Annotated in this window: 11 protein-coding genes; 5 read left to right on the plus strand and 6 right to left on the minus strand. The window is 54.7% G+C overall.

Annotated elements, in window-relative coordinates:
- Positions 1 to 132 precede the first annotated feature (132 nt).
- The 6 genes from P1X16_RS29640 to P1X16_RS29665 all read right to left on the minus strand — a co-directional run bounded on the left by P1X16_RS29640 (position 133) and on the right by P1X16_RS29665 (position 10023).
- Positions 133 to 1515 carry a L,D-transpeptidase family protein gene (locus tag P1X16_RS29640; RefSeq protein ID WP_277236386.1) on the minus strand — a complete coding sequence of 461 codons (1383 nt, stop codon included), beginning with the start codon at positions 1513 to 1515 and terminating at the stop codon, positions 133 to 135.
- Positions 1516 to 2007: 492 nt separating this feature from the next.
- Positions 2008 to 3000 carry a xanthine dehydrogenase family protein subunit M gene (locus tag P1X16_RS29645; protein WP_277236387.1) on the minus strand — a complete coding sequence of 331 codons (993 nt, stop codon included), beginning with the start codon at positions 2998 to 3000 and terminating at the stop codon, positions 2008 to 2010.
- Positions 2997 to 3608, minus strand: coding sequence for a 2Fe-2S iron-sulfur cluster-binding protein (locus P1X16_RS29650; RefSeq protein WP_277236388.1), 612 nt, complete (start codon positions 3606 to 3608; stop codon positions 2997 to 2999). The genes P1X16_RS29645 and P1X16_RS29650 overlap by 4 nt, the downstream gene beginning before the upstream one ends.
- A 572-nt stretch (positions 3609 to 4180) precedes the next feature.
- Positions 4181 to 6004, minus strand: coding sequence for a PAS domain-containing sensor histidine kinase (locus tag P1X16_RS29655; RefSeq protein ID WP_277236389.1), 1824 nt, complete (start codon positions 6002 to 6004; stop codon positions 4181 to 4183).
- Between the two features lie 260 nt (positions 6005 to 6264).
- Complete coding sequence (locus P1X16_RS29660) at positions 6265 to 8637, minus strand: PAS domain S-box protein (protein WP_277236390.1); 2373 nt, start codon at positions 8635 to 8637, stop codon at positions 6265 to 6267.
- 453 nt (positions 8638 to 9090) lie between these two features.
- The gene (locus tag P1X16_RS29665; RefSeq protein ID WP_277236391.1) at positions 9091 to 10023 is read right to left on the minus strand and encodes a helix-turn-helix transcriptional regulator; all 933 of its coding nucleotides are present in this window, start codon (positions 10021 to 10023) and stop codon (positions 9091 to 9093) included.
- Positions 10024 to 10334: 311 nt separating this feature from the next.
- On the opposite strand from P1X16_RS29665, the gene P1X16_RS29670 reads away from it, so the two are divergent.
- From P1X16_RS29670 to P1X16_RS29690, 5 genes are all read left to right on the plus strand, one after another.
- Entirely contained in the window at positions 10335 to 11954 is a 1620-nt protein-coding gene (locus P1X16_RS29670) for a Na+/H+ antiporter (protein ID WP_277236392.1), read from the plus strand.
- Between the two features lie 99 nt (positions 11955 to 12053).
- The gene (locus tag P1X16_RS29675; protein ID WP_277236393.1) at positions 12054 to 12776 is read left to right on the plus strand and encodes an NADPH-dependent F420 reductase; all 723 of its coding nucleotides are present in this window, start codon (positions 12054 to 12056) and stop codon (positions 12774 to 12776) included.
- A 179-nt stretch (positions 12777 to 12955) separates the two neighbouring features.
- Positions 12956 to 13822: a helix-turn-helix transcriptional regulator gene (locus P1X16_RS29680; RefSeq protein ID WP_277236394.1), complete on the plus strand. Its 867-nt coding sequence runs from the start codon at positions 12956 to 12958 to the stop codon at positions 13820 to 13822.
- Between the two features lie 179 nt (positions 13823 to 14001).
- Positions 14002 to 14862: an SDR family oxidoreductase gene (locus P1X16_RS29685; protein ID WP_277236395.1), complete on the plus strand. Its 861-nt coding sequence runs from the start codon at positions 14002 to 14004 to the stop codon at positions 14860 to 14862.
- A gap of 328 nt (positions 14863 to 15190) precedes the next feature.
- Positions 15191 to 16120, plus strand: a complete 930-nt coding sequence (locus P1X16_RS29690) for an AraC family transcriptional regulator (RefSeq protein ID WP_277236396.1) — start codon at positions 15191 to 15193, stop codon at positions 16118 to 16120.
- Positions 16121 to 16204 lie beyond the last annotated feature (84 nt).

The raw sequence follows: 16204 nt of genomic DNA on the forward strand, positions 1-16204 counted from the left end.
AGCATTTGTGAGCTTACTCTTCACTTGTGCCTGCTCTGCAAGCGCTTATGTACTAGCAGCAGAGCAATGTGGCATAGCATAGCCGTCACCTACTTCTCTGGCTCTAATACTTGGTAGATGTTGCCATGCTGTTTATTGTCCGGCGGCAAGAGTGGGTAAGTTGGTTTTGGCCGGTGCTTGCCAGGCCTGAGCAAGTGCTTGGTCTCGGTTATACACGTCAGGCAATTGGCGTAGCTGGCTGCCATCGGCTTCACAAGTAAGATAACGTACCAACAGCGGGACGGGGGCTTGCAGCGAAAAACCCTTGGTTCGGCCTTGAATTACACTAGCTGCCAATTCCTGCGTGCGGCGCACAGCTCGGCTGGTATCGTCGCGTTGGAGTAGGAAGCATGCCAGCGCCAAAGGCTCTTCCACGCGGATACAGCCGTGGCTCAACGCGCGGTTGGTAGCGCGGAAGGCTGCCTTGGCGGGCGTATCGTGCAAGTAAATAGCATAGGGGCTGATGAAGCGAAACACGACGTGCCCGAGTGCATTACGGGCCGAAGGCAATTGCCGTATTTGGTAGGTAAACGTTTCCGGCCGTATCTGTTTCCAATTCACTCGATATGCGTTGGCGCGCTGGCCCGTGGCCGAATACAGCTGGTAACCATGCCGGTCAAGGTAGCCGGAATTTCGTTGCAGTCCGGGTAACATTTCGTCGATGGCAATACTTTGGGGTACTCGCCATTCGGGTGCCGCTTGAAAGTAAGTTACGGCACTAAACAACTCTGGGGTTGGCATACTCGCCTTGCCCACAATTACGCGATGCGTGGCTACTACTCGCGCGCCCCGAACAACTTGCAAGCTAAACGCCGGGATATTAACCACTAAGTATAACGAATCGGTGGGCGGCTCCCAACGCAGGCGTTCCAAATTGAGCGCTACTGCCAACGCCATTCGTTGGGCGGCAACGCTGTCGGTGCGCAGCAGGCGCTGCCAGGCCCAGCGCAGCCGAACGTAACTACGAGAATCGGGTTGGGCACTCAGCAGTTTAGCGGCAAATTGCCCGCTGCGCACGGCTTGCAGCAAGTGCGTAATGGCATCAAACGCAGGAGCATCAACAGGTTTGGCCGGGCGCAAATCGAGGCTAGTGATGCGCCCATCGTGCAGGTGGCGCGCAAAGCCAAGCATAGCTGCCGTAAGGTGCTGCTCCGTACGCACGCGCAAAGGCACAACGTGACCAAGTGTCTGCGCGAGCGAATCTAAGAGCCCTCGCAGATGTGCTACTTGATAGTCAGTAGGTTCTAGGCCGAACTGGGAGGCGCTTTGCAGCAAGCGTAAGCCTTCCCAAGCTTCCGGTACCGGCCCATCGGCCCGCGTCCAGACGGGAGCGTACCTGTTACGCCAGTAAAACAAGGCTACTTGAGCCGCCTCAGTAGTTGCTGGGTGTAAGGTATCGAGTGGCTGTTGTCGGAGTAGCGTTGTCACTTGCGCATCGGGCGATTCAGTTGCCGCAACGCTTCCGGAAAGTAGCATTGACAAGCCAACCAAAGCCAGTACCCTAGGAGCCGTTTGCCATTTTCGGGCCCGGATAAGCAAATGCAACAAGCAGATAAATGGATAGCATAGAGTTGTTTTCATAAGCGGACTTAGCTAGTCCCAACAATTCCCTACTCGTTGAAAGAAGCCCGCAACGATGCGCGGCCCCACTTAGACTTTTCGTATGTAGTAGCCAGCCTAGGCTGGAGATCCGCCGCTGCTTTCTGCGACTAGATCTGCGTCAATACTCCTTGCACATCCACTATCAAAATCACACGTCAACCCCGTTCGATAGGATAAGCGTACCTATCTTAAATATAAGCAAAACACAGGTCAATTACACCTTTATAAAGGACAACCTGTCGGGCTTCTTTATTAAATATAAACATCTGATTTGAAGTAATATATAAGAACACGCCCGTCTAAATTTTGAAATGTCTTTGCTGGCAAATGAGCCTTGCGCACTGGCTTCACTGACGATTGTAAAAGTTATGCGAGGCGGCGCTCAGTCAGGGTGGTGAGTGCGCGGACCATGATGCGCTTGGCCAACTCGATTTTGAAGGCGTTGTGCTCGAAGCCCACCGCAGTTTGTAGCTCGGCCTCGGCGGCACGGCGGAATAGCTCGGGCGTGGCCGGGGCACCTGTCAATATTTCTTCGGCTTTGTGTGCTCGCCAGGGTTTGTGAGCCACACCCCCCAACGCCAGCCGCACCTCCTGAATGCGGTTATCGGATAGTTTCAGCACTCCCGCCACCGATACCAGCGCAAAGGCGAAACTGGGCCGGTCGCGCACTTTTAAGTAGAGTGAGTGACGAGCGAAGGGTAGCGCGGGCAGATCGATGGCCGTTATCAGCTCGTCGTGGCCAAGGTTGGTGTCGCGCTCTGGCGTGTCGCCGGGTAGGCGGTGGAAGTCGGCTATTGGAAGGCTGCGCTGACCGTTGGGCCCTTGTACTTGCACTATAGCATCGAGGGCGGCCAGCGCCACGGTCATGTCGGAAGGGTGGGTAGCAATGCACTGCGGGCTAGTGCCCAGGATGGCATGCAGGCGATTGTAGCCGGCGAGGGCGCTGCAGCCGGTGCCAGGTTGGCGCTTGTTGCAAGGCGCGGTGGTGTCGTAAAAATAGTAGCAACGGGTGCGCTGCAGCAGGTTGCCGGCGTTAGTAGCCATGTTGCGTAGCTGCGGCGAGGCTGCGCTGAGCAGCGCCTGCGCCAGCACCGGGTACCGCACACGCACCAGCGGATGGTTGGCCGTGTGGCTGTTGCGGGCCATAGCTCCGAGGCGTAGACTGCCATTGGGCAACTCCTCGATCTGCGCAAAAGGCAGCCCGTTCACGTCCACAACTTCACTAGGGCGCTCTACATTTTCGCGCATCAAATCCACCAGGTTGGTACCACCTCCAATGAATTTGGCTTCCGCGTTGTGGACTACGGCACGAATGGCCGTATCGGCATCGGAGGCGCGGGTGTAGGTAAAGCCTCTCATATGCGCGGACCCTTTTGCTGCTGTTCGTACACTTCCCGAATAGCGTTCATGATGCCTACATAGGCTCCGCAACGGCAGATGTTGCCGCTCATTCGCTCGCGCATTTCCTCATCAGTCAGGTTCACTTCAGTGGCCGTAAGGTCTTCGCTTACGAAGCTGGCATCTCCCTGTTCCACCTCGCGGAGCATGGCTACTGCCGAACAAATCTGGCCGGGTGTACAGTACCCGCACTGAAAGCCGTCGTGCTCGATGAAGGCTGCTTGCAAAGGGTGCAGTTGGTTGGGCTGGCCAAGGCCTTCGATAGTGGTAATGTCATGGCCTTCGTGCATCACGGCCAGCGTCAAACACGACTTGATTCGTTCCCCATTCACAAGCACAGTGCAGGCCCCGCAAGCGCCTTGGTTACAGCCTTTCTTGGTGCCGGTCAGGCCCAGAAACTCGCGCAACGTATCCAACAAGCTTACCCGCGGCTCGAGCTGGAGCATGTACACGTGGTTATTGACGCGCAAACTCACCGGCATAAGGTGCGGATCGGCGGCTAGTGGCTGCGGTTGTCCAACGCGCGGTACGTCGCCCCGCAAGATTTGCTCGATACTATAGCTGCTCATCGGCTGGACTTTAGAAGATAGATAGCAAAAATGAAGTGTGATTCGGTGGGGAAGTACGGATTCGGATGGGGGACTTGCTATACGTATTTCTCGAACTATACTTGATGCTAGTCAGCTCGCTCGGGCCCCTAGGTCAACTGAAATCAGCTGGTGCTGGGTTTAGCTAGAACGGCCAATTTCTTGGCAAATCTTACTGGTGCGCTTGTGCTGAGGCTGAGAGGTTGGAGCCATAGTCTATAAGCAGTAAGTCAGGCGAAGCAGATAATTTTCTCTACCAGGCTAAAGCGCGTAAGGTTTCTAATGACGAGCAGTAAGGCCACTCAAACAAAGGATTACACCCAACCTTGGCCTCAAGTATGTGACGGCCGTAAGCTAGTGTCACAGCAGAGTGCTGCCGCATACGCCTGTTGGCCCGGCCAGATGGTGTTATAATACTCGAACAACCAACCCTACTACTGGGCTTCAAGAATTAGCCCACTAGCTACCTAGCATCCCAACTTGAAGTGCTGCGACGTTGGCTATGCGCTTCACTTGAATTTGCAGCGCGTTTGTAACAAAGTAATTGCTCCGGCTTATCTAGCCGCAGTGTGCGCTTGGCGGGGTATGCGAATCTGAACTTGCGTGCCCGATTCGGGCGAGGAAATTACGGTAAGTTGCCCGCCAAGCAGTTGCACCCGATCGGTCAATAGTTGCAGGCCTAAGCCTTCTCGGCTGCGCTGTGCGGGGTCAAAGCCGAGGCCATTGTCTTTTACCTCGAGTTCCAGCCAGCCATCTGGAGCGCGCAATTGCATAACAGCATCAGTGGCGCTGGCATGCTTTACAACGTTGTTGGCCAACTCCTGCGCCATGCGATACAAGGCCAATTGCAGGGTCGGCGGCAATTCCGGCAGTGTTTCTACCTCCGTGGTAAAGCGTAGCTGCGGGGTGGTGAAGTTTTGGCTGATGTCTCGCAGGGCCACAGTCAAGCCGAAATCTTCTAGCACGGTGGGCATGAGTTGGTGCGAGAGGGTGCGGGCTTGCCGGATAGCGTTCTGGAGCAGTACCTGCGTTTGCCGCATGCTTTCCGCAAATGCGGCAGGGGGAGCGGTAGGCATTAGCTGGTGCAGGTGCAGTTGAGCGGCATATAGCTGCTGACCCAGCCCGTTGTGCAAGCTTTCGGCAATGCGCCGGCGCTCGGTTTCCTGCGCTTCGAGCACGGCATTAGCAAGCTCCTGCTGCTGAACACGCTCCCGGCGCAGCTGCTCGGCGGTAGCTTGCTGGCGGGCCGTGATATTTTCCACCGTTGACGCTACGCCGTCGCCGAGCTTAACGGCCGTCCAGCGGTACCAATCCTGCATGCCTTCGCCATCGTAGTAGTGCTCTAAATCCAGTGCTTGTCCGGTTTCCACGGTGCGCACTATGCCATCGAAGAGCCCTACTTTCCGGCTATGGGGCCAGTCGACGAGCATGCGCTTGCCCACCAGTGGTCCACCTGCTTCTATTTCAGCAGGCTTGTTTGCTAAAATCACCTCGAAGTCTACGATGCGACCTTCGGCGTCGCGTATGCTGCGCAACACATGTAGGGCCAGTGTAGAACTGTCGAATACGGCTTGTAACATAGCTTTGCCCGCGCGCAATTCATCCTCGAGTACCTTACGGGCGGTGATGTCGATTGAGGCATTAATGAGGCCATCACCGAAGCGGCTGTAGCACACATCAAACCACACCGTGTGGTCGCCGAACGTGTGCTGAAGTTCCAACTGCTGCGTTTCCCCGGTCTCGATAACTTGCTGGATAGTTTGCCAAACCGGCAGCTCCCGTAAGCCTGGCACCTGAGTGGACATAAGTTGCCCCGCGGAATCACCAACTAGAAGCATCTTGGTACTGGAAGCCTGATTCACTGCCATGGAGCGCAAATCGATCAATCGGCCTTGAGCGTCGCGCACGGCCTCATAGTAGCCAAGTTGGGCGGGTATAGCATCAAATATGGCTTCTAGCTGCTGGTGAGTTTGCCGGAACACTTGTCCGGCTTGCTTGTAGGCGCTGATGTCTTCCACGGTTAACACCACACACTCCTGCAAGGATACACCCTTCCAGCACAACCACTTGTGCGGGCCGTCATTATAGTGCTCCAGCGTAAAAAACTTCCCGGCGGCCTCTATTTGAGCCTGCCTTAGCTTCTTAACTAGCTCCTCTGGCAGCATAGCAACCAAGGAGAGCCCCACCATGCCTGTGGAACTTCGATCAAATAGCTGCTCTGCCGCCGCATTAGCCAGTTGTACTACCCAATTCTGGTTAATCACCACCACGGCCCCGGGCAAACAATGCAGTACGGCCTGGGCCCCGCCAGGCACCGAGGCTAAGCGGTTAGGCTCCGAAAACGTAGGTGAGTTGTTGGACATCGAGGGGAAATGCATGCAGCAAAGAAAGGTGTGCTTTCAGAACAGGTAAGCTGCCCTCTTCAACAAATGGGCAGATAGAAAGTCAGGCACAGCAACACAGGCGAGTAACTTAAATAAACTCATTTGCTGCCAGTTTGCCAAGCCAAGCGCTTTGTAAGTAGCAAAAGGACAGTGAATTACTGAGTAGTTGAGCTGCTTTTCTCGCGGGTGGCTGTTGGTGAAAGCATGCTGCGAAATATGCTAAACCAAACTTCTCGTTTAGCCCGACAGCTCGCTTAGCGAGGGAAATACACGGTGAAAGTAGAGCCCACATTTACTTGACTTTGCACCTCGATGCGGCCGCCGGCGTTTTCCACCATCTTCTTGACCATGTATAAGCCTACCCCCGAACCCTCTACGTGCGTGTGGAAGCGTTGAAACATGGTGAATAGCTGGCCAAGCTGTCGGGCTTCAATGCCCTGTCCGTTGTCGGTTACGGTTAGTATGTGGTGCTCAGCAGTGACGAGGCAGTGGATCTGCACTTGCGGCACCCGCGCCGGGGAATGATACTTAATGGCATTGCTAAGCAAATTGTACACCACCGAGCGCAGATTCTTTGCCGAGAAACGGACATTCGGGCACCCGCCTACCTTAACGTCGAGCTTGGTTCCGGTGTCTTGCAGCAGCGGGGCTAGGTCCAGACGCACGTCTTCCACGATTTCAGCCAGATTCACTTCCGTCGTAACCAGGGTGTGCTCCTGCTGTAGCTTGCTGATATCGGTGAGGTGCTCGATGGTACGTTTGAAGCGCTCCACTGCACCCTGCATCAGGCCCAGGATAAAGGTGACTTCTTCGTTGCGCTGCTCGGTGGGTAGTTCTTCGGCCAGTGTAGAAAGCAAGCCTTCGATGTTGGTGATTGGCGCTTTGAGGTCGTGGGAGGCGGTGTAAATGAAGTTGTCTAGGTCGGTATTGGTGCGCACCAACTGCTGGTTGGTTTCTTTCAATTCGGTGATGTCGATGGCCGAGCCCACGTAGCCGTACAACTCTCCATTGGGGTAGTAGCTCGGCGCACCTTGGGCCAGCAGCCAACGATACTGCCCGTCGTGGCGGCGCATACGGTGCTCCAGCCGATAAGGCGCACGCGCGCTAATGGCCTGGGTTAGCGTTTGCTGCGCACTTTCCAGTTCCTCAGGGTGCATGTACGGCCCCCAACCGGTAACTAAGTACTGCTCTTGCTCGACGCCTACAAAGTCGAGGAAGGCTCGGTTGATGTAGCGGATGGTAGAATCGGGGTTGACGGCCCACACCTGATTGGGCGCCGCATCGGCCAGAATGCGGAAGCGCTGTTCGCTTTCGTGAAGCGCGGCGGTGTAGGTTCTCTGCTCGGTGGTATCCTGGGCCACGCCTAGCACCGCCGCCGGCTTGCCCAGCGCATTGCGGTAGATGCGGGCCCGGATTTTCACCCAGCGCACCTGCTTGGTAACTACATGGATAAAGCGCGCTTCGTACTCGAACGAGCCGGTTTGTAGTCCTTGCTCTATGGCCTGCGCACGGTTGGCCGCATCGTCAGGATGGAAAACCGATAAGTAACTGTTGCGAGTTTGGGGACCATCGAAACCGAGGATTTCGTTGAATCGTTGGTCGGCCACTAGTTCCTGCGTGGCAAGGTCGGATTCGAATACTCCCAAGCCGCCTACTTCAATGGCTAGTTGGGCCCGCTCTTTTTCTTCCTCGATTTGCTGCTGGCTCTGCACTTCTTCCGTCACGTCGATGGCCGTGTGATGGATGCCATATACCTCCCCAGCCTCATTGCGCAAAGGCTTGTAAGTGAAGTTGAAATACGATGTTTTCAGGTGGCCTTCCACTAGCAGCGTGGCTGGCTCCCGCACCCCAACGTAGGCCTCTCCGGTAGCATACACTTGTTCGAGCAAGGCCGGGAATGGCTGACCTTCCAGTTCCGGTAACGCCTCCCGAATGGTTTTTCCATGCACCGAAGCGTCTTTGCCCCAAAAGGCTAGCATGGTGGCATTGGCATATTGAATGCGGATTTCGGGGCCCAGGAACAAAGCTGTTGCAACCAGGGCTTCCTCAATCAGCAAGCGGTAGTGCTGCTCACTGGCGACGAGCTGCTGCTCGGCGGCTCGCAATTTGGCGTTTTCCTGGCGGGCGCGGGTGAGCTCAAGTTGAGTACGCACGCGGGCCAGCAGTTCACGGGCTGCAAACGGCTCGACCAAATACTCATCGGCGTTCCAGTCGGGTTCTTCTATTGTAGCATGATCGTCAGCGCGGGGTAAGAGCAGTACCACCGGAATGCGAGCCGTGCGGGCGTCCTGTTTCAGGGCCTGGAGTAGCCCAAAGCTGTCGAGGCGCGCCAGCATCACGTCGGAGAGAATCAAGTCGGGCAGCTGCTGCGCAATACCTTCCAGGGCTTGTAGGCCATCGGTGGCAGTTTGAACAATCCACTGCGGCTGCTGAGCTAGAATGCGCTGCACGTAGCTGCGTGTATCGGCATTGTCAACGACAACCAGGATATTGGCCACCGAGCCTGCTGAAGTTGTTTTCAACCCTGCTCTATGCTCGTCGAAAGACAAGCTTTTATCCCCGCCGGCCGGTGGTTCGGTAGGCGTAGTGGAAGAGGTGATAGGCAAGTGGTTGAAAAAGCCAGGCATGCAGGAGGCAGAATACAGTAACCGGGAGTAAGCAAGCCCGAAAAATCGGATTAAACCAGGGAAAAACGGGCTTAGAATATAAGAGGCAGGTATAAAGTTAACATATTACAGCATGCACAACTGCTAATACACAAGCACTCAAGCAACTTCCAGACAAATAACTGCTTGGACGTGGTGTAGGAACTGAATACTATTCGCGTCGAAAATGGCCTTAGCGCTGTACCAACGGGAGTTGTGTGCCTAGTACAGTAAATGTAAAAAATTAGAGAAATGCTTCACACCCATGTGGCATAAGCCATGGCTGGCTTAGTTTTACTATAGCCGGCAGCGAGCAAGCCTGTGAGGATTTTAGCTTTGTAGCTGAAGAGCAGCCATAACACAGCTTAGCAGCCGCATTGTTTTCCGACTTATTCGGTGAATAACAGCTTCTTCAAGAGCTATAAATACGCAGCCCTATTGCGCCGAGAAGCGGAAGGCGGCTGGTGTAAGACCAGTTTTGCTTTTGAAGAGCCGACTAAAGTAATGCGGGTACTCGAAGCCGAGTTGAAAGGCCGTTTCGTTGATAGACAGCGAAGTGGTCAGGAGCAGGTGCTTGGCCTTTTCTATAAGCTGGTGGTGAATGTGTTGCTGCGTGGTTTGGCCCGTGAGTGTGCGCAACATGTCGCTTAGGTAGGCTGGAGAGACGTGCAGGGCATCGGCAAAGTGCTGCACAGTGGGCAGGGGGAGTTCGTTGTCCTGCGCGAAATAGCTACGCAGCAGCCCATCGAAGCGGCTAAGCAAATCGTGTTCATGCGCCCGCCGGGTCAGGAACTGCCGATGATAAAAGCGGTTGGCGTAATTGAGCAGTACTTCCAGCTGCGAGACAAGCACATCTTGGCTGAAAGCGTCGATGGGCCGTTCGTATTCCAGCTTGAGGGCCTGTAGCAGGCCGGCGAGTAGGGCTTCTTCTTGCGCAGACAGGTGCAGGGCCTCGTGCACATCGTAGGAGAAGAACCCGTAGCCCGCTATTTTCTGGGCCAGCGGATACTTCAGCAGCAAATCAGGGTGGAAAACCAGCATCCAACCGGTCAGCTGTGAGGTGTCCGATACTTCGTCTATCTGAAACACCTGGCCGGGTGCGGCAAAGCCGAGCACACCCTCTTGAAAATCGTAGGACCGGTGCCCGTAGTAGAGAGGGCCGTTGAGGCCGCGCTTCAGAAAAACAGTGTATAGCTGCGGTACTATTGGCCCGAGCATCGGCGTCAGGTCGACCCCATTGGCTTGTTCGCGCGCCTGGCCCAAGTCGATAAGGGTGAGCAGCGGATGCGCCGGCGCCGGCAGCCCGTAGAAGCGGGTGTAGTCGGTGACGGTAGCCAGCACGCGAAAATCTTTAGCCGGGGCTTTCATAGCTATATAAAGGTAATGCAGACAGCGCCGTAAATCTCCAACGTCCTGCCAATACTGGAGCCACACAGACCATTGTTTCTACCACACAAAACACGGACTAACTCTTGCACTCGCATAGGTGTCTGTTTGGTGTTTCACTAAAAGCATCGTCTCACGGGAGAAGTGCGCGGTAACATAGAGTTGTCAATAACCCTAGCACTAGTCTAATACTAGTTCCAGGAGACGGGTGATTATCAGAATCTGTATGCGTAGAAGTACCTTGTTGAGGCCTATGTTCAGGCTGTCGTTGCTTTCACTGCTGTTAGCTCTATATGCAAGAGCTCTTCTCTCAGTTCGTTTACTTGATATTGATTGTTCTGGCGCTGGTGATGGTTGCAAATAGGCTCCGACTGGCCTACCCGATAGTGCTAGTGCTAGGCGGCTTGGCGCTTAGCTTCACCGGGTTGTTCACTAACCTTACCATCAACCCCGAGATAGTTTTTCTGATTTTTCTGCCTCCGCTGTTGTACGAAGCGGCCTGGCAGGTGTCGTGGAAGGAGTTCTGCCGATGGCGCCGCATTATTGCCAGCTTCGCGTTTCCTATTGTCATCATCACCTCCTGCATTGTAGCAGTGGTGTCTCACTGGCTGATTCCGGGTTTCACGCTAGCGCTGGGGTTTTTGCTAGGCGGCATTGTGTCGCCGCCCGATGCCATTTCGGCCACTACCATTATGCGGCAGGTGAAAGTGCCGAAGGGGCTGGTGAGCGTGATTGAAGGCGAAAGTCTGCTCAACGACGCGTCCTCCCTGATTGTATTTCGGTTTGCGCTGGCAGCCGTGCTTACCGGGCAGTTCGTGTTCAGTGAAGCAACCACCAGCTTTTTTCTAGTGATTGTGTTAGGCACCCTAATCGGCGTCGCGCTAGGCTTCTTGTTCTATGCTATTCACCGCTGGCTGCCCACCACGCCAAGTATGGATGTGGCCCTGACGCTGGTAACGCCGTACAGCATGTACTACATGGCCGAGCATTTTCATTATTCGGGCGTGCTGGCCGTAGTGAGCGGCGGGTTGTTGCTATCGAGCAAGCGCAATACCATGCTCACCTACCGCAGCCGGATTGAGAGCGTGAACGTGTGGACGGTGCTGAGCTTCATCTTCAACGGCTTCATTTTCCTGCTTATTGGGCTGCAACTGCCCTCTATCACGCAGCAACTCGGCAACATCACCCTCGGGCGGGCAATTGGGTATGGGCTGCTTGTTTCGTTGGTGCTCATCGTTGCCCGGCTGTTGTGTGCGTTTGGCGCCTCCTTGTTCACTCGATTTGCCAGCCGCTTCATCACCGTTGGCGATGCCAATCCCGGCTGGAAATTGCCAATCATCACGGGTTGGGCGGGCATGCGCGGGGTGGTGTCGCTGGCCGCGGCCTTGTCGGTGCCGCTGCTTACCCCGCAGGGCCAGCCCTTCCCGTACCGCGACCTCATCTTGTTTATCACCTTCGTAGTCATTTTGGTCACGCTGGTGTTTCAAGGCTTGACGTTGCCCTGGCTGATTGAAAAACTGAACCTGGAAGACAAATACACCATCATTCCGGAGGAGCGTCAAGAACTGCTGGTGCAGAAAAAGCTCGCCCAACTTGCTCTGCGCTACTTGGAAGAAAACCACGGACCGGGCACTCTCCCCAATGACTACCTACACAACCTGCGTATGCGCCTACAGCTCGATGAGCACTTTCTGGTGCAGCAGTTGGAAGACGGAAGTCACACCCGCGAAGAAACGTTGCAACAGTTTCAGCACAGCTATTTGAAACTCCTGAATCAGCAACGCGACCTACTGCACGAGATGAACCGCCGCGCCGATTTCGACGAAGAAGTGATTCGCAAGTATTTGGCTCTACTCGACCTAGAAGAATACAAAGTGCGGGAAAAGCTGCCGCAGGAAGTGGCCTTGCAGTAATAGAACAGCTCAACACAAAGGGCAAACATTCAGTACTAAGGGTGGTCTTACAACATGCAGCCCACAAACGGCTGCGAAAACTCTTAACCGCTTCTTACAATGAACATTGGAATCATTGGTGCCGGCAACATTGGTAGTGCCCTTGCAAGTCGTTTCACCAGCCTAGGCCACACAGTATCAATTGCCAACTCCCGCGGCCCCGAAACCCTGAAGGACGTAGCCGAAAAAACGGGCGCTACGCCTGTCACGGCTCAAGAAGCGGCCCGCAGTGGCGAAGTCGTTGTGGTAACCATCCCGTTGAAAAGTATACCCGACCTTCCCAAAGACTTGTTTGAGGGCGTCAGCGACGAGGTAGTTGTGATTGACACGAGCAACTATTACCCCTTGCTGCGTGATGGACAAATGCCCGAATTCGACGACGAGAGCAACTTAACCGAAAGCGAATGGGTGCAACAGCACCTAGGCCGGCCAGTGATTAAGGTGTTCAACAACATCGGGTCCGGAGATTTGGAAAGTGCTGGTAAGCCCGCAGGCGCTCCTGACCGCATCGGCCTGCCCGTGGCCGGGGATGATGCCACGAGCAAACAGAAAGTGATGCAATTGGTAGACGAGCTAGGCTTTGAGCCCGTGGATGCTGGCAGCTTGCACGAGTCGTGGCGGCAGCAGCCCGGCACGCCGGTATACGGCACCAATTTGTCGGCCTCCGACATTCAAAAGCAGCTTGAAAGCTTGGGCACCGAGCGCACGGCCGAGCAACACAAGCAGTTCGCCGCTAACCATGCCGAGCAAGAAAAGGAGATGATCAAAAGATTTCAATCTTAACGAGCCATACACGCTGGTTCTGAAAGCATATCCGTAACCTATTGGCCTATTAGCCGAATCAAAGAGCCGTAGCTTTCGCCGCGGCTCTTTGCTGGTTACGGCGTACCTTACACTGATAAAGTCCTGTTACTGCTACTAGCATATTGACTTAACCTGTACTAGCTCGCTGGCCACGCCCCATGAACTCCCAGATTCCGACGTATCAACTGCACATGTTTGCCGATTACGACGAGGCAGCTGCGGAGGTCTTTTGTCCAGAGCACTGTGCAGGCGGAAAAGCAGTTGCACCCATTTCCGTTCCGTACCGCAGCGACTATTACAAAATCAGCCTTTGCCTGAGCGGAACGGCCGAGCTAAAAGTCAATCTGCAAACGTCGGTCGTTAGCCCGGGCTGCTTGGTACTGGTTACGCCCTACATCATCAAGCAGTGGACGCACATCTCCGACGATTACGAAACGCTGTCGGTCTTTTTCACCAGCGACTTTATCACCAAGAACAACGCCCATGTGGGGAAGCTAGGTTTTCTGCTGAACCCGACGGCGTATGTGCTGCCCCTCTCAGCGCCGGAGGCTACCAACATTGCCGCTTCCTTCCGTTTTCTGCAGCAGAAATACCGCACCCCGCACGCAAACCGCCGGGACATTGTAAAGAATATCATCAACGGGCTGCTGTACGAAATAGGCGCTTTGTACGACCAAGAGCCTGCTCCGTTCCCCGTAGCCCACCCTAGGAGCCAAGAACTGACCACGGAGTTCAAGCAACTGATTCAGACCTATAGCGCGTCGGCCCGCAGCGTCACGTTTTATGCCGATAAACTCTGCGTCACGCCGAAGCACCTAACCGAAATAGTACGGGAGGTAACCGGCAAAACGGCCAGCGACTTAATAGCCGAAGCCGTAGTGCTAGAAGCTAAAGCCCTGTTGCAAACGACCAAGCTGCCAATGCAGCAGATAGCCGATAAGCTCCATTTTGCCGACCAGTTTGCCTTTAGCCGGTTTTTCAAAAAGAGCACGGGCCTTTCGCCCACCGCTTACAAACAAGTGTAGTACGTGCGCGTGCCGCCATTTAGCCAAATCCTGCCACCTTCTGGCCATTTCAGCCTGCATACGAACTAGGAACTTTGCTGGTACAACAGCGAGACACTCCACTACTTGCTCATCGGCCGAGCAGCAAGTAGCGGAGGCAGCCACTGCACCCCTTTGTTCAACCAGATAAGCTTGTTTGTATGATTTTGATAACTGGTGCTACCGGGCATCTGGGCCGAGCTGTGCTTCAGACGCTAGCCAATAACACCGCCCCCAACAACCTCGCAGCCTTAGTGCGCGACGCCAATAAAGCCGCTGACCTGCAAGCCCAAGGAATAAGCATACGGGTCGGTGATTACAGTGACCCAGCCTCGTTGGAGCGCGCAATGCAAGGCGTAACAAAGGTGCTGCTCATATCGGGCGGCGGCGATGACGATGCCCTTCAGCAGCACTACAACGTAGTAGACGCCGCCCGTCAGGCTGGCGTACAATGCATCGCCTACACCAGCCGCGCGTTGAAAGACCCTGGCACGCTTACCAACCAGCTGATGGAGCGGCACTTTCAGACGGAAGACTACATCAAAGCCAGTGGCCTAGCTTACATTTTATTCCGCAACATCCTGTACATGGAGGCCCTGCCACAGTTTACGGGCCCGCACGTGCTGACTTCAGGTATTGTTTTGCCCGCTGGCGAGGGCAAAGTAGCCTTTGCGTTGCGCAGCGAAATGGGCGAGGCCATTTCGCATGTGCTGCTAGACACTAGCTGTACCAACAAAACCTACTACCTCACAGGCGGCGAGGCATATTCTTTTCACGATGTAGCAGCTGCCTTGGCCACCCTCTCCGGCAAACCGGTTGCCTATACCCCGGTTGAAACTGCTGATTTTGAACGGCAATTGCAAGGCCGAGGCGTACCAACCGTCATGATTCCGCGCATCGTGGGCTTCATGACCGATATAAAGAACGGACAGGAAGAAATAATAAGCGCTGATTTAGAGCAGCTTCTAGGCCGCAAGCCTACCCCGCTAGCGGAAGGAGTGAGAAAAATATTCAATCTCTAAGCACTCAGCAGTTCACGGCAATATTTTACTGGAGTTTGCAAATCAACGAGTCGCAGTAGAAGGAGGGCTTGATATGCCGTGGTTGGTTTCTTACTACTTGCGGCGCACTAAGCCCTCAGTTGGTTTGCCCACTGGTTGCTTAGTGATTGGGGAGAGACGTTCTTCCAGAGCAGTAGTAATCGGGACCATACAATCTCACTAACGGAAGGAGAGATTGTCTAAGCCCTTCGGGAAGAAGGACAGCTAATGAGTGCTATCATTTCCCAAGCAGCATTGACGTGCAATACGGTGAGGGACCAGCTATATTTGATTTCTACAGCTGTATGATATGAAGCCGAACTCGCTCGAAGAATTTTACAGTAAGATGGCTGCCAAAGATGGTGCACCCACCAACACCTTGCTGCCTCCCGGAATCCAGCAGGAGGTTGGGCATTTCAACGTCTTTCAAGTAGCGGACCTAATTGCCAATTACCGCCATCGGCCGCCTATGACCTTCGACCGACGGGCCTTCTACAAGATCAGTTTGATTCGGGGGCGTAGCCGGGTTGAAAACGCGGATAAAGTGGTTGACATCGCGCAAAACGGTTTGTGGTTCGCCACGTCCCGGGTGCCGTATCGGTGGCTGCCGCACGACCTGAACCAGACGGGCTACTTCTGCATCTTCACCGACGAGTTTCTGCTGCCCGCTAAGAGTGGAGTAGTCTTGGAAGAGTTGCCCATTTTTCAGGCCGGAGCCTACCCGGTGCTGGAAGTAACCGATACCGACTACGCAGCCATTGAGGCTATCTTTCTTAAAATGACGAAGGAAATAACGTCGGGCTATGCCTATAAGTACGACTTGCTGCGCACCTACTTGCTGGAACTGATCCACTTCGGGCAGAAGCTACAGCCTGCCCCAGCGCTGGCCCATACTCCAAACGCCTCGGCCCGAGTAACAGCGCTGTTTGCCGAACTTCTCGAACGGCAGTTTCCGCTGGAAACCCCGCAGCAGCAACTACGCTTGCGCACAGCCAAAGATTACGCCGACCAGCTGGCTGTGCACGTCAATCACCTCAACCGCGTGCTTAAGGAGACCACCGGCCGCACCACTACGGCTCTCATCGGCAGCCGCGTGGCGCAGGAAGCGAAAATCTTGTTAAAGCAAACCACCTGGAACATCTCCGAAATTGCCGACTGCCTTGGCTTTACCGATGTAGCCCATTTCTGTAATTTCTTTAAGCGCCAAACAGGTTTGGTGCCAAGCGCCTTCCGGAGCTAAGGTCATTGTTTGATTTATTCAGTAGACTGTTTGAAGTGCGCAAATCCGCTGATGCACTCTTGCCAGACCTTTGAGGAGTATTTC

Source organism: Hymenobacter sp. YC55, from assembly GCF_029433095.1.
Taxonomy (GTDB): Bacteria; Bacteroidota; Bacteroidia; order Cytophagales; family Hymenobacteraceae; genus Hymenobacter.